The sequence below is a fragment of the Maribacter sp. R77961 genome (genome assembly GCF_044594925.1).
In the GTDB taxonomy this organism is placed as follows: Bacteria; Bacteroidota; Bacteroidia; order Flavobacteriales; family Flavobacteriaceae; genus Maribacter.
This window is the reverse complement of sequence record NZ_CP138991.1, coordinates 907717-920920: the sequence shown is the minus strand read 5'-3', so window position 1 is coordinate 920920 and position 13204 is coordinate 907717. Positions and strand designations below refer to the sequence as shown.

At 38.0% G+C, this 13204-nt stretch carries 15 protein-coding genes; 9 read left to right on the top strand and 6 right to left on the bottom strand.

Translation table 11 applies throughout. The features are described 5' to 3' along the window. Positions 1 to 4: 4 nt before the first annotated feature. The 4 genes from SJY09_RS03920 to SJY09_RS03905 form a co-directional block, all read right to left on the bottom strand. The gene (locus SJY09_RS03920; protein WP_396637653.1) at positions 5 to 337 is read right to left on the bottom strand and encodes a DNA-directed RNA polymerase subunit omega; all 333 of its coding nucleotides are present in this window, start codon (positions 335 to 337) and stop codon (positions 5 to 7) included. A 12-nt stretch (positions 338 to 349) separates the two neighbouring features. Beyond that, positions 350 to 1192: an outer membrane protein assembly factor BamD gene (locus tag SJY09_RS03915; RefSeq protein ID WP_396637652.1), complete on the bottom strand. Its 843-nt coding sequence runs from the start codon at positions 1190 to 1192 to the stop codon at positions 350 to 352. Between the two features lie 112 nt (positions 1193 to 1304). Continuing rightward, positions 1305 to 2195, bottom strand: a complete 891-nt coding sequence (gene dapA / locus SJY09_RS03910; RefSeq protein ID WP_396637651.1) for a 4-hydroxy-tetrahydrodipicolinate synthase — start codon at positions 2193 to 2195, stop codon at positions 1305 to 1307. Between the two features lie 2 nt (positions 2196 to 2197). Further along, on the bottom strand, positions 2198 to 2731 hold the full coding sequence (locus SJY09_RS03905; protein ID WP_396637650.1) for a DUF6913 domain-containing protein: 534 nt from the start codon (positions 2729 to 2731) through the stop codon (positions 2198 to 2200). Between the two features lie 45 nt (positions 2732 to 2776). Between SJY09_RS03905 and SJY09_RS03900 the strand changes: the two genes are divergently transcribed. The 9 genes from SJY09_RS03900 (at position 2777) to SJY09_RS03860 (ending at position 11516) form a co-directional block, all read left to right on the top strand. Then, positions 2777 to 3562 carry a 5'-nucleotidase C-terminal domain-containing protein gene (locus SJY09_RS03900; protein ID WP_396637649.1) on the top strand — a complete coding sequence of 262 codons (786 nt, stop codon included), beginning with the start codon at positions 2777 to 2779 and terminating at the stop codon, positions 3560 to 3562. A 3-nt stretch (positions 3563 to 3565) separates the two neighbouring features. Then, positions 3566 to 4474 (top strand): bifunctional metallophosphatase/5'-nucleotidase, encoded by a 909-nt coding sequence (locus SJY09_RS03895; RefSeq protein WP_396637648.1) that lies wholly within the window; start codon positions 3566 to 3568, stop codon positions 4472 to 4474. 12 nt (positions 4475 to 4486) lie between these two features. Further along, positions 4487 to 4936: a GNAT family N-acetyltransferase gene (locus SJY09_RS03890; protein ID WP_396637647.1), complete on the top strand. Its 450-nt coding sequence runs from the start codon at positions 4487 to 4489 to the stop codon at positions 4934 to 4936. A gap of 73 nt (positions 4937 to 5009) precedes the next feature. Then, positions 5010 to 5318 carry a putative quinol monooxygenase gene (locus tag SJY09_RS03885; RefSeq protein ID WP_396637646.1) on the top strand — a complete coding sequence of 103 codons (309 nt, stop codon included), beginning with the start codon at positions 5010 to 5012 and terminating at the stop codon, positions 5316 to 5318. Positions 5319 to 5488: 170 nt separating this feature from the next. Further along, the gene (locus SJY09_RS03880; RefSeq protein ID WP_396637645.1) at positions 5489 to 6331 is read left to right on the top strand and encodes a DUF3667 domain-containing protein; all 843 of its coding nucleotides are present in this window, start codon (positions 5489 to 5491) and stop codon (positions 6329 to 6331) included. Between the two features lie 218 nt (positions 6332 to 6549). Then, positions 6550 to 7962 (top strand): P-loop NTPase fold protein, encoded by a 1413-nt coding sequence (locus tag SJY09_RS03875; RefSeq protein WP_396637644.1) that lies wholly within the window; start codon positions 6550 to 6552, stop codon positions 7960 to 7962. Between the two features lie 433 nt (positions 7963 to 8395). Further along, on the top strand, positions 8396 to 10246 hold the full coding sequence (locus tag SJY09_RS03870; protein WP_396637643.1) for a cystathionine beta-synthase: 1851 nt from the start codon (positions 8396 to 8398) through the stop codon (positions 10244 to 10246). A 97-nt stretch (positions 10247 to 10343) separates the two neighbouring features. Next, positions 10344 to 10757: a DUF1348 family protein gene (locus tag SJY09_RS03865; RefSeq protein ID WP_396637642.1), complete on the top strand. Its 414-nt coding sequence runs from the start codon at positions 10344 to 10346 to the stop codon at positions 10755 to 10757. A 216-nt stretch (positions 10758 to 10973) separates the two neighbouring features. Next, positions 10974 to 11516, top strand: coding sequence for a hypothetical protein (locus SJY09_RS03860; protein ID WP_396637641.1), 543 nt, complete (start codon positions 10974 to 10976; stop codon positions 11514 to 11516). A 131-nt stretch (positions 11517 to 11647) separates the two neighbouring features. Here SJY09_RS03860 and SJY09_RS03855 read toward each other — a convergent pair whose 3' ends face one another. Further along, complete coding sequence (locus SJY09_RS03855) at positions 11648 to 11950, bottom strand: hypothetical protein (protein ID WP_396637640.1); 303 nt, start codon at positions 11948 to 11950, stop codon at positions 11648 to 11650. After that, positions 11940 to 13187 (bottom strand): cation:proton antiporter, encoded by a 1248-nt coding sequence (locus tag SJY09_RS03850; protein ID WP_396637639.1) that lies wholly within the window; start codon positions 13185 to 13187, stop codon positions 11940 to 11942. Before SJY09_RS03850 ends, SJY09_RS03855 begins: the two co-directional genes overlap by 11 nt. Positions 13188 to 13204: the final 17 nt, after the last annotated feature.

Here is a 13204-nt window from a genome sequence, read left to right as displayed (position 1 = left end):
CTACCTATGCGTCTTTCTCTGTATTTCTGTGATATATTTTATCCATTAACCACTCTTCTACTGCTAATGCATGTGGCTTTGGTAACTTCTCGTAGAACTTAGAAACTTCAATTTGCTCTTTATTTTCAAAGACCTCCTCCAGACTATCGCTGTAGGTTGCAAATTCTTCCAATTTCTCTAAGAGCTCTTTTTTGATTTCAGAATTAATTTGAATAGCTCTCTTTGCCGTAATGGATATAGCTTCATATATATTCTGCGTCTTGGCGTCAAATTCGTTCTTATTGTGGGTCACCGTGGAAACCGCAGCTTTAGAAGTTTTTAAATCGTTCATGTTCATAATTGAAACTATTTATTTGGATTCTGATTCTGATTCCGTGTTGAATTTTTGTAATTCTTTTTCTATATTTTCCATCAACCTTGAAGCTTCTTTTTCAAAATTGGTCTCCGGGTACTTTTTCTTAAACGCTAAATATGCTGTTTTCGCATCTAAAAGACGTTCCTCTTGTAAACTCTCAAAACTATTAAGTGCTCTATTGGTCAAAGCATCCACTTTTACGAGTAGTGCTTCCTCTCTGTAAATAGAACCTGGAAAATCCGAAACAAAATTGTCCGACGCCTCTACAGCGGATTTCAACATGTCATAGTTGAACTCCCCGAGTTTATTGTACTGTTTTAAAATCTCGAAAGCTTTTTTCTCTTTTTTAGTAGTAAGCTCCTTTGCCATCTCATTGGCATCCGCAAAAAACTCGGATTCCGAGTAAGCATTGATGAAATTCTGTAATTTTAATAAGGCTTTGTCCGTGTCCGTCTGATCCAAAGAATAATTAGGAGACAATTCAAAATAACTCTTAGCTCCCAAAAAGGATGCTTGTGCTATTTTATCACTTTTAGGATAGGATTTGATAAAACGTTCAAATTGATATCCGGCCATATTGTAGTCGCCACGCTCAAAATAGGTATTCGCCAAAAAGAACATCACACGCTCTCCTTGCGGCTTACCTATGTATTTTGGTGCAATTTGTTCCAATAAACGATTAGCTCTCTTGAAGTCGCCTTCATCGTAGTATTTTTCGGCCATATCATACTTGGCCTTAACATCCTCATTTTTGATTACCTTTTGATACTCATTACAAGATTGAAAAGCGATAAGTAAACCACCTAAAAGTAATATGTGCTTTATTCTAAAAAACATTTTGCAAAATTAGTAATTATCAATGGATATAAAAAACATTTTTATAGGTCCAAAAATAGCATCATTCTGCTCTGAATTAAGCGTTTTGGGTAAGTTTTAACGAAAAAAAGTACTAAGCCGTAACGCTGGATAATGAAGCTATAAAATGAGCAAGTTTAGATTTTAGGGCGCCACTGGCCTCTACAAGTGGTAATCTTACAGAAGCGCTAGCTAGACTTAATATTTCAAATATTGCTTTAATACCAGCCGGATTACCTTCTTCAAAAATAAGGCTCATCCCATCCTGTAGCATGTAGTGGTACGCATACGCCTCCTTTGTTTTCCCCTGTAATCCCAAACGAACCATTTCTGAAAATTCTATAGGCACACCCTGACCCAAAACAGAAATAACACCGTCACCACCTGCCAATATTGTTGGTAATGCAGTTAAATCATCTCCAGAGAGTAGTAAAAAGTCCTTAGGCTTGGAAGCGATGATTTCCATAATCTGAACCATATCCCCACAAGCTTCTTTAATGCCTACGATATTATCAAAATCATTAGCGAGTCTAACGGTGGTAGATGGAAGCATATTACTACCTGTTCTTCCAGGAACATTGTACATTACTACGGGCTTTGGAGAGGCCAAAGCTATTGCCTCAAAATGCCTGTAGATGCCTTCCTGAGTAGGTTTATTATAGTAGGGAGAAACAGAAAGAATAGCGTCAAAACTAGATAAATCCAAGGTTTTTAGTTCTTCAATAACGGCAGCTGTGTGGTTTCCACCAACTCCTACTACAAGTGGTAGCGCCCCGTTGTTAGCACTAACTATGGTGTCTAGCACCAATTGCTTTTCTGTTTTGCTTAGGGTTACGGATTCCGCCGTTGTTCCCAATGCCACTAAATAATCGATTCCGCCTTGCTTACAGAACGACACAATGTCAATAAGGGCCTTCACATCAATATTACCATCCTCTTGAAAGGGAGTGATCAACGCTACTCCAGTACCTCTTAATGCTTTCATACTTATATCTCTTTAAAAACGCCTAAATATTTTTTTAATTCAGATTTGAACGTTTTAAAATCGGAAATCGGGGTGTCCAAAATCAAATCATTGAAATTGGGGTCTACCTCTTTAAAACCCACTTTTAAGCGAGCCTTGGTCTGTACGGACATCAAATTTAAAAGTAGGTTATCCTCATTGTAATAATTGACCAATAAATCATATTCCCTACTTAAAAACTCCAATGCATAACTATTCTCGATAGCTCCGTTCCATCCCAAATCCTTATCCGAAAAGACCGGTGTGGAGTAAGGAGAGTTTTTATCATAATAGCTCTTATACCCGATAATCTTTACTGCATTGGGCTTTAATTTAAACTCTTCCAAAAACTGATAGAACAAATCAGCGTTTTGAAATTTATCCAAATCTACTATGCATCCTAGTTTAGTGATTCCCTTTGACCTCGTTGTTTCGGAGGCACCATTTTCTAGGGCTTGCTTAATAAATTTACGTCCAGATTTCTGTTTAAACTTGTCCTTAATTCCTTTTAAAAACATGTATTTTTACATTTATACAAATGTAAATAATATCCGTTCAACTCTATGGCGAAGTTAAAACACTTTAGAATTTTAAAAATAAAACATTTTGTTTTATTTGTAACAATCATAGGTTTTGTATCCTGTAAAGAAGACCAGAAAAGCTTGCAACGCATAGCAGCAGAACAAATTCCCGTAGATAGTACTTTTAAAGAAGTTACAATGGTGAAGGATTTTATTGAACCCTATCGCACCCGCGTTAATAAAATGCTGGATAGCACACTGGCTTATGCACCTGCCAAAATCAGTAAAATGGACGGTGTCTATAACACTACGGCCGGTAATCTTATGGCAGATATTATGCTTTCTGAAACGAATCCCATATTCAAAAAGCGCACTGGAAAGGATATAGATTTTGTACTTATGAATCATGGCGGTATTCGCGCTATCATTTCCAAGGGTAACGTATCGGCCAGAACGGCCTACGAGGTCATGCCCTTCGAAAATAATATTTCCGTGGTAGAACTAGATGGGAAATCTGTCTTGCAAATGATAACCTACATTGTGCAATCTAAAAGAGCGCATCCTTTAAGCGGTATCCAAGTCATCTTAAATAAGGACGATAGTATCAAAACCCTAAAAATACAAGGCAAACCTTTTGATGTTAATCGATATTATTATGTAGCCACTTCAGATTATTTAGTAAGTGGCGGGGACGATATGGTTTTTTTTAAAAATGCCCTGTCCGTAACTGAAACCGATTATAAAATTAGAAATGCAATGATCGATTATTTTTCTAAGGTCGATACCTTGGCCCCAACAATCGATGACCGTTTTTACAAAATTGAATAACGCATGAAAAGAAGAAAGTTTATTCAGGATACCGCAGCAACAGCTTCGTTCATAGGCGCAGGTGGTCTTAGTTTAAGCTCCTGCTCCGGAGCTAAAAAAACTCATATCACTATTTTACATACCAATGACGTGCACAGTCATATAGACGCTTTTCCAAACGACCATTCCAGTTTTGCCGGTTTAGGCGGTTTGGCGCGAAGAGCTGGTCTAGTGAATGCTATTCGGGAAGAGAATCCTAATACCTTGTTGTTCGATGCCGGTGATATCTTCCAAGGAACGCCGTACTTTAATTTCTATGGCGGGGAATTAGAGATGAGGTTGATGACGATGTTAAACTATGATGCCGCCACCATAGGTAATCATGATTTTGATAATGGAGTTGAAGGCTTATTAGCGCAAATACCCTACGGCAAGTTCGATTTTATTTCTTCCAACTACGATTTTACGGATACCGTTTTAGATGGTTTCACCAAACCTTTTCAAACGTACGAAAGGGACGGTATTAAAATTGGTGTTTATGGACTTGGAATACAGTTAAAAGGATTGGTGACCAAGACACTTTATAAAGAAACCAAGTATTTAAATCCTTACGAGATTGCCAATGATTTGGAACTACGTTTAATAGAAGAGGAAAAATGTGATTTGGTCATTTGTCTTTCACATTTGGGCTATAGTTATAAAGACGAGAATAGACCGGACGATATGAAACTAGCTGCAAAAACGAAGCATACAAACCTCATCATCGGTGGACATACCCATACCTTCTTGGATAAACCTAGTATTGTTACTAATGCTCTGGATAAAGAGGTTCTTGTAAATCAAGTAGGCTGCTATGGGGTTAATTTAGGCCGTATCGATTTCTATTTTGATGCTAAGGGTATTACAACGAACGGTGTTTCCATTACCGTCTAACAAAGCCTTTGTATGGGACAAATACTACGAACGGACTCGTCAAATCCCGATTTCATCAAGTTAGTAGCGCTTTTGGATGAAGATTTAGCACTGCGCGATGGAGAAGACAATGCCTTTTATGCGCAATTCAACGGTATTGCCACATTAAAGAATTGTGTGGTATACTATGAAAACGGAATTGCACTGGGCTGTGGTGCCTTAAAAAGTTTTAATGACCGTGCTATGGAGGTAAAGCGAATGTACGTGAGCCCCAATGCCCGTGGAAAAGGCATTGCTTCCCTCCTACTTGTAGCATTAGAAGATCGGGCTAAAGAACTTGGCTATGAACAATGTATTCTAGAAACCGGTTTGCGTCAGCCTGAAGCTATTGCCCTCTACAAGAAGAACAACTACAAGATTATCCCTAATTATCCGCCTTATGAAGGTATTGCGAATAGCGTATGTTTTAAGAAAGTACTTTGAAATAAAATTGATAGAAAACCAAAATCTAGACTAGCTTTGTCCAAAATAATACCAACAATTTAACAGCATACCTATGGAGCATCAAAAAATAACGATTGTAGCAACAATTACGGCAAAGCCAGAAAAAAGCGAACTGGTTAAAAATGAATTACTAAAACTCATTGAGGTGACCAAAACCGAAAAAGGGTGTATTAATTATGACCTACATCAGGACAATGAGGATGAAAATAAATTTCTGTTCTATGAAAACTGGGAAACAAGGGCCTTATGGCAAACACATATGGCCAATGACCATATAGCTGCCTACTTGAAGGCTACAGAGGGTGCCGTTGCGGAATTCAACTTGCAGGAAATGACGCATATTGAACCAGAAAATAGTTAAATCAAGGTGCTATGCCATCGCGAGTGGTTTTCACGACCTTTTCGGGAGTTCATCCCGAAGTCTCGGGAGTATCGAGAAGCACTAATCCCATCCTGAAAAGGGTTTATTAGTAATTTAACTATAAAATCTTCATATTTACGACTGACCAAAGCCAAACACGGGAAGTAACCATGGAAGAAAACCATGACATCATAAAAACACAATGTCTCAACTGCAACGCATCGGTCAATGGAAATTTTTGTCAACAGTGTGGGCAGGCTACCCGTGATAATACCGATCGCGCTATAGGGAAGCTTTTGGGAGAGTTCTTTGGTAATGTTTTCTTTCTAGATAATCGTTTTTTATTAAGTGGCCGGTACCTCTTTCGGTATCCGGGTCGTATGACGGTCGAATTTTTAAGGGGCAAACGAAAAAAGTTCATCTCCCCGATTACCTTGTTCCTGTTTTTTAACCTTATCTATTTCTTTGTCAACCCCTTATCGGATTACTCACTTTCACTAGAAGACCAAGTGTATTCGCAACCTTACAGCGATTGGGTCCGGGAATGGGTGGTCTCAAAATTGAAAACCGAAGGTGTGGAGGGTCCCGACTATGCGGTTACCTATCAAAATAACAGCGATACCATTTCCAAGTCTATCATGATCATTAACGTTCCCCTGATTGCATTTTTTGTGTATGTATTGGCCTTAAAGAAAAGACGCTTTTATTATGACAGCCTTATATTTGCCTTCCACTTTTTCTCTTTGTACATGGCCAGTTGGATTATGTTGCCTTGGGCAGATAATCTCATATTCCTAATCTCCGGCCAAAGCGAGTCCGTTGTTGCTTCCATCTCCTTTAAACTCTTCGCCTTTGGCATTCCGCTTCTTTACGCAATAGGTAGTATTAAAAGATTTATGAATATCCGTTGGTATTGGGCCATACCTGCGGGTTTTCTCGTATTGCTATCCGTGAACTTGGCTAACCTTTTTTATCGTTTTATTATTTTTCTAGTGACCTTTTGGGCGACCTAAGCAGGAATATTCCCAGCCCTATGGCCGCCCCTAGTGCTGACCCAAATACCGTTTGTTAAAAACTTTCTTACAACAAGGCTAGAAAAGACTTGCAACCCATTTTTTGAACAGCGAAATTCGTTAGCAACCGATAAATGGAACCTGTGCTGCGCTTGCCGAAGTATTGAAACTCCACTTATATAGTCGTAACCTACAAGCTGAAAAAACATCGTGACTGAATGAATATTAAACATTACGAAATTGAAGTAGAACCTGAAAATCCCTTTGCAAATTGCAAATTAGATAGAGAAAAATATTCAGATATCTTAACCAATATTATCAACTCTTATCCATACGGCTTTGTTCTCGCCTTGAACAATAAATGGGGAACAGGAAAAACTACATTTGTGAAGATGTGGGAGCAGAATTTAAAAAATAACAATTTCCAAACTCTATACTTTAATGCTTGGGAAAATGATTTTGAAAATAATCCTCTCACGGCATTAATGGGAGAACTAAAAACACTCACAACAAAAGAAACCGAACCAGCTTTTAAAAAGACCCTAAAAAAAGCATCTACACTAACTAAACATATTGCGCCAATAATAGCCAAAGCGATAGCTGATAGATACATTGACACAGAAGGAGTAAAAGATGCCATCATAGGAGTTACAAAAGGATTATCTGATGTTTTTGAAAATGAAGTGAACGAATACCAAAAAAAGAAAAAAAGCATATCAGATTTTCGACAAAGTCTCTCGGAGTTTATTGCAAGTACGAACGAGGAAAAACCTTTAATCTTTATTGTAGATGAATTAGATAGATGCCGTCCAAATTATGCGGTTTCCATACTTGAGCAAATAAAACATTTCTTTTCCATTCCAAATATTGTTTTCATCTTATCAATTGACAAAGAACAACTCGGAAACGCAATTAAAGGTGTTTATGGTAGTGATGATATAGACGCAGATGAATATTTAAGAAGGTTTATTGATATAGAGTATTCTATTCCAGAACCAGAAGTAGATATCTTTTATAAATACCTATACGAATACTTCCAATTCGATGAGTTTTTCCAATCACCTGAAAGACTAAGAAGTTATGAACTAAAGTCAGACAAATCAAATTTTCTTGAAACTTGTAAATTACTTTTTACAAAAGCAAAAGTACCATTAAGGCAACAGGAAAAAATATTTGCTCATTCAAGATTAGCCTTAAGAAGTTTTACTGAAAATATGTACGTAACACCTCATATTTTTCTTTTACTCGTTTTTATTAAAATAAGGCATAACAAATTTTATGAAGAATTAAAGAGCAAACATTTGGCTATTCAGGAATTGCAAGAAAAATTTATATCAATAATAAAAATAGAAATAAATGGAGGAACGGAAAGGCAACTGATGTGGCTCGAAATTTCATTAATTAATATTTATAATAATTTTTCTCAAGATAGATACTATAGAAAAAATCTTTTCGAAAAAGACGAAGAGTCGGGAGAGAATAAAGCGTTAATAAGTTCAATTATCAAGAAAGATTCTGAAAAAGAGGTAATGCATATTTTAGAAAATATTGACAGAGGTCATCGAGAAGGAGATTTAGATTTAATGCATTACACTAAACGAATTGATTTATTGGAAGATATGAAAACTTAGAAAAGCCAGCAGGTAACAAAACCTATAGCAAATAGAGCATTAAGTGCTTTATTTAAAGGCTTGGTCTTATTTACGATGTCCTCCAAATCTTCTAGATTTACTCATGCGATTTCTGTTTTCAATAAGGAATTCGTGATAACGCTGCGCTAAGTTGGCAATTAAAAAAGAAAAAATAATTACAAAACAAAAAGCTCTGGCTAGCGGACCAGACGGAAACGAAAAGTATCACTTACAACTGCCCTACTTTTCATATACTAAACCATAACAAAACATTCCTATTAAAAACTTAGGTTTTGTAGTACGCACCGTTCCATTAAAAACCTATAACACCTATAAAAAGGAACTCTTGATATTCTTGTAATTTAATCAAGAGCGGTTCGACGTATACAGCGTCCTTATTAATATCTTCGTTACCTCGATAACTACAGCAACTATGGAACCTAACAAAATAGTACCGTTTATTAAAGGTGTATTAAAAAACCTGCCTTCGGATTGGCTGAATTTAACCACCCATCGTCTAGACATGTACAATGAAGAACTAGCTAAAAGTGAATTCTTGGAGCAGTTTGAAAAATTACATAAAGACAACACTACGAATACCAAGGCATTACTTGACTTGCCTACGGCATACGATTATATTCGATTGGGTCATCCGCTATCCTCTGTACTAGAATGGACCCTTGCGCAGTTAAATGATTTAAAGGCCGAAAATGTAATCAGTTTCTCATCTAAGACGATGCCTATTTTAGCGGTATTACGCAAAAATGCATTGGAAGGCAAGAACACGCAAATTCTTTATACCGGTGCATTACCCGAATGCTTTGACGCCGCTATATTTCGGCAGGTATATGGATATCATTTTGAACTGAAGCAAGTGGATGACGCATTCGACATTGTCCCTTTTGATGGTAGCACTATTTTTCTCTCCGAACAAGAACAGGTCGGTGCTATTGCACTCAACCCTAAAATTGACTTTTTTATTGGGCTTTATAAGGCGCTTGGAAGCATTATCGCCATAAACGGAGAAACAGACCAATCCTATATCGGAGCCATTCAACATGTGCGACGCCGAGAAAGTATTGCCATGACACCGGCGAACGCACTTAACGCACTGCAAGATGTAGCGCTTACACCACGGACACTTCATACCAACACCGATGCCGAGCTCCCTAAAAATAAGAAACGCGTCCAAGACGCAATTGAAAAAATTACAGGTTCCCATGTAAAGGCCGTTGTTGGTTCTAGTGGGCTATCCATACAATATGCCATTGTAATGGGATTAATTCACCATGCACTGGAAAATCATAAGGGTAAAGCGATTAAAATTGTTGTCCCTCCCAATTGCTATGGTGGTACCAACGACCAGGCCAGACGCATTGCCGCCAGCCTTGATGCGGTGGAAGTGGTAGACCTACCCGTAGATGGTGACAACGATATGGTCCTAAGTGTAGACCGTGTTCTAGATACCTTGGCAGACCAAGACGCCATTCCCTACATTATTGCAGAAATACCGACCAATCCCAGGGTCGAGGTTCCAGATATGGTACAATTAGAAGCAGCTTTGACAAAAGTGCGTACAACACCATCAGGTGAACCGGCGATTGCACCTGTTTTTATATTGGACCAAACCTTCTGTCCCAATACCAACTTCTTGGGACAAAAAGACATATTAGCTACCGTACGCACCATTGCCTATGTAAGCGGTTCTAAATTCCCGAGTGGTGGAAAATGTACCGCCGGTTATAGTACTGCCAATGGGAAAGGAGCGCGTTTTATGGAAAAAATAGGGTTACACCTAAACCTTTGCGATAATGAGGCTACAGCGCTACAATATCAAATATTGGCAAGACAGTTGCCTTCCATGAATCAAAGAATTGAAGATGCGTATCAAAATACACGTGCCTTCGTTGATTTTATCAAGGAGACTTTACCCGAAGCAAAAATAAATTTTGTTTCGCGAGAATTGGCCGCAGCAGGCTTTACCCCTTCCGTGTTTTCATTGGACCTCCCCACAAAAGGAAATACGGCCGAAGAAAAAGAAGCCTATAAAAGGGCCTTGAACCATAAGTTAATCGATTTAATGATTACGGAAATACCGAACGAAAGCAAACACTGTGTAAGTTATGGTCAATTAAAAGGGTGCTACTGGACCATACCGGCTACCTCTACCCAAGGAACCACCAAAGAAGGGGACAAAGACTATATTGCCCGTGTAGCACTTTCACCCGATTTGGACCTTGAACTTCACAAGAAAGTCTTTCAAGATTTTGTTGCCACTATGTAGTATAATGGTTTTAATAATGCAATAGTGGTTACAAAATGTAATTCAATGGCACCTCTCTGCGACTAAGAATTTACAAACCCGGTAAATAATACTACACATGGAACAAAAATTCCCGCTCCCACCGTTTAGCTTAGAAGATGCCATCGAAAAAATACAGAAAGCAGAAGACGCATGGAACAGTAAAAATCATAAAAATATTTCCGAAGCCTACTCGGTAGATAGCGAATGGCGAAATAGGGACACCTTTGTAAACGGGCGTGAAGAAATAGTTGATTTTTTAACCGGTAAATGGGAGAAAGAACTGAACTATAAACTTAAAAAAGAATATTGGGCACATACCGACAATCGTATCGCCGTTAGGTTTGAATATGAATACCAAAACCAAGAAGGACAATGGTTTAGAGCCTATGGTAATGAAAATTGGGAGTTTGATGCCAATGGATTAATGAAAAAAAGATTCGCGAGTATCAATGATTTGGCCATTACAGAACAGGAGCGGAAATTTAAGTAGTTAGACCAAGGTTGGTATTTTAAACATTTCCCCTAAGAAAGTGCTAGCGCTTGTCCGCTTCGAGTGCCAAAAAAGAAGCACTGCACCATAAAGTATCCTGTTCAAAACTTTCGTACAAATCCTGTAGGATACACTTGACACCTGTTTTAAGATTTACGAACTTCGTTAGAAACTGATAAATGGATTAAGAACACCATTCTTTAATCGCTATTACACATGAACAAAACTATACTTCAGATAATTATTGTACTTACCATCCTTTCTTGTTCTACTACCAAAACCATTGAAAACAAAAAAGTTGACTCACTAATCGATAAACCAATAACTTATGATTATGCTGATAAAATCGGTTCTGAAAAATTGAACTTTATCAAAAAAACCTACAATTGGAACAACGAAAAAATACTAATCTTGAATTATAGTCAACCAATTAATAGTTGTCATTTTGATAATAATAAAATTACATCTGAAGGCAAAAAATGGTGGAAAAACTTTTATTCTAAAGTGAATACTGAAGATTGCCTAAATATTAAGGTTCTTGCAAATGGAGAACGGATTAAAAATAAATTAGATAACATCAATCACTTTGACGACAAAAATGATTTTCTTTTCACAAATTTTTTCAGTAGAAAAAAATCCTGTTTTGGAATTTTAGTATTAAATAATCAAGGATTTTACATCCAATATAATGGCCATTATTCTGAAAAACAAGTTTCAAAATATGTAGAGAATCTAAAAAATAAATACGTGTCACAATAGCTTATAATAAGTAAAGGCTTACGACAAATCCACGCAGAAGTTTCTTTGAAATTTAATCTGGTTAGTTTCATTTTTGCTAAATTTATTGCTACTCATATATTCACGCTAACGAAACGGCTACCTATTCCTTTTCAAAGCCTATTCAAAACAAACACCACCATTTCCCGTAATTCTGCTTCTAGACTTATTTCGGGATAGCTTCTCCCCGCTTGGCGGTACCAGTAGCCGGCATTAAAACGGTCGCCTTCTTTTCGGTGTAAGTAAGCATGCATCCAACTGCCCAGTTCATTATGCATATCCTGGGCAATGCTATGTGAACTTTCCCAATCGCCCTTCGCATCAAACCATAGGGCTTTTAAGGATTTGGGCCAATCGTCAGGCGGTACGGCCTGAGAAAGCGTCTGTTGAAATTCCGAATAGTTCTTAGGTAGCATTTGCCGTCACTTTTTTAACCAACTTGCCTACGGTAAGTCCCTGTCCAATAATGGAGAAAACCACTACCACATAGGTAATCACCAAAAACAGGTCGCGATGCATGTCTTGGGTCAAGCCCAGTGCCAAGGCAATGGAAATACCACCACGGAGTCCGCCCCAGGTCATCACCAGATTGGTTCTGGGAACAAAATCTAGCTTGTCTTCAAAAAACTTAATGGGCAATAGCAAGGACAAGTAACGGCATAATAGGACAATGGGTATGGCTACCAATCCCGCCACCACATAGTTGAACTCAAAGGAGATAACGAGCATTTCCATACCTATCAGTACAAATAACAGCGTATTCAACAGAATATCCAGCAACTCCCAAAACTTGTCTACATAGGTTTCCGTGGTTTTGGACATGGCAGAATTTCTTACCGTATCGTTCCCAACGACTAAACCGGCGGTAACCATGGCCAAGGGTGCGGACAAATGGAATTTTTGCGCCACTACAGTGCCCATCATCACTGCAGCGAGGGTTATAATGACTTCAATATCATAATCGTCAATAGAACGCATTAAACGGTAGGTAATCCAACCAATAAGCAGTCCTAATACAATACCACCTATGACCTCTACACCAAAAAGCTCCGCAATTTCTAAAGGTGTTATGGCATCCATACCGGCAGATGCAATCTGGAAGATGGTTAAAAATACCACTACGCCTACCCCATCGTTAAATAACGATTCTCCTACAATTTTGGTTTCTAGCTTCTTCGGCGCTCCTGCTTGTTTTAAAATTCCAAGTACGGCAATAGGGTCCGTCGGTGAAATCAAGGAACCAAAAAGTAAGCAATAAATAAAGTCTACGGAAAGACCAAAAGCCTGCAGTATATAGAACATGATGGTGCCTACTAAAAACGTGGAGACCAGCACCCCCAAGGTAGAAAATACCAGTATGGGCCAACGCTGTACTTTTAACTGCTCAAAATTGGTATGTAAGGCCCCTGCAAATAGTAGAAAACTCAGCATAACGTCCAGCAAGACCGTTTTAAAATCGATTTGGCTGATGATATACCGTTCGGCATTTAATAGCGTGTCGTCAAAATAACTGATGCCAAAAACGGCGAGCGTAAATACAATGGTAATCAACATTAACCCAATGGTATTGGGCAGTTTTAAAAAGCGTACGTTGATATACCCGAAAATGGCGGATATAAAAACGAGTATTGCTGCAATGATAAAGTAATCCATATATTCAATTTTTATCC

Excerpts from the sequence above, each read along its gene's own strand:
- SJY09_RS03855 (WP_396637640.1), bottom strand. The coding sequence starts at position 11,950 with ATGCTACCTAAGAACTATTCGGAATTTCAACAGACGCTTTCTCAGGCC.
- SJY09_RS03920 (WP_396637653.1), bottom strand. The coding sequence starts at position 337 with ATGAACATGAACGATTTAAAAACTTCTAAAGCTGCGGTTTCCACGGTG.
- SJY09_RS03870 (WP_396637643.1), top strand. The coding sequence starts at position 8,396 with ATGGAACCTAACAAAATAGTACCGTTTATTAAAGGTGTATTAAAAAAC.
- dapA (WP_396637651.1), bottom strand. The coding sequence starts at position 2,195 with ATGAAAGCATTAAGAGGTACTGGAGTAGCGTTGATCACTCCCTTTCAA.
- SJY09_RS03900 (WP_396637649.1), top strand. The coding sequence starts at position 2,777 with ATGGCGAAGTTAAAACACTTTAGAATTTTAAAAATAAAACATTTTGTT.
- SJY09_RS03895 (WP_396637648.1), top strand. The coding sequence starts at position 3,566 with ATGAAAAGAAGAAAGTTTATTCAGGATACCGCAGCAACAGCTTCGTTC.
- SJY09_RS03915 (WP_396637652.1), bottom strand. The coding sequence starts at position 1,192 with ATGTTTTTTAGAATAAAGCACATATTACTTTTAGGTGGTTTACTTATC.
- SJY09_RS03905 (WP_396637650.1), bottom strand. The coding sequence starts at position 2,731 with ATGTTTTTAAAAGGAATTAAGGACAAGTTTAAACAGAAATCTGGACGT.
- SJY09_RS03865 (WP_396637642.1), top strand. The coding sequence starts at position 10,344 with ATGGAACAAAAATTCCCGCTCCCACCGTTTAGCTTAGAAGATGCCATC.
- SJY09_RS03890 (WP_396637647.1), top strand. The coding sequence starts at position 4,487 with ATGGGACAAATACTACGAACGGACTCGTCAAATCCCGATTTCATCAAG.
- SJY09_RS03850 (WP_396637639.1), bottom strand. The coding sequence starts at position 13,187 with ATGGATTACTTTATCATTGCAGCAATACTCGTTTTTATATCCGCCATT.
- SJY09_RS03860 (WP_396637641.1), top strand. The coding sequence starts at position 10,974 with ATGAACAAAACTATACTTCAGATAATTATTGTACTTACCATCCTTTCT.
- SJY09_RS03875 (WP_396637644.1), top strand. The coding sequence starts at position 6,550 with ATGAATATTAAACATTACGAAATTGAAGTAGAACCTGAAAATCCCTTT.
- SJY09_RS03885 (WP_396637646.1), top strand. The coding sequence starts at position 5,010 with ATGGAGCATCAAAAAATAACGATTGTAGCAACAATTACGGCAAAGCCA.
- SJY09_RS03880 (WP_396637645.1), top strand. The coding sequence starts at position 5,489 with ATGGAAGAAAACCATGACATCATAAAAACACAATGTCTCAACTGCAAC.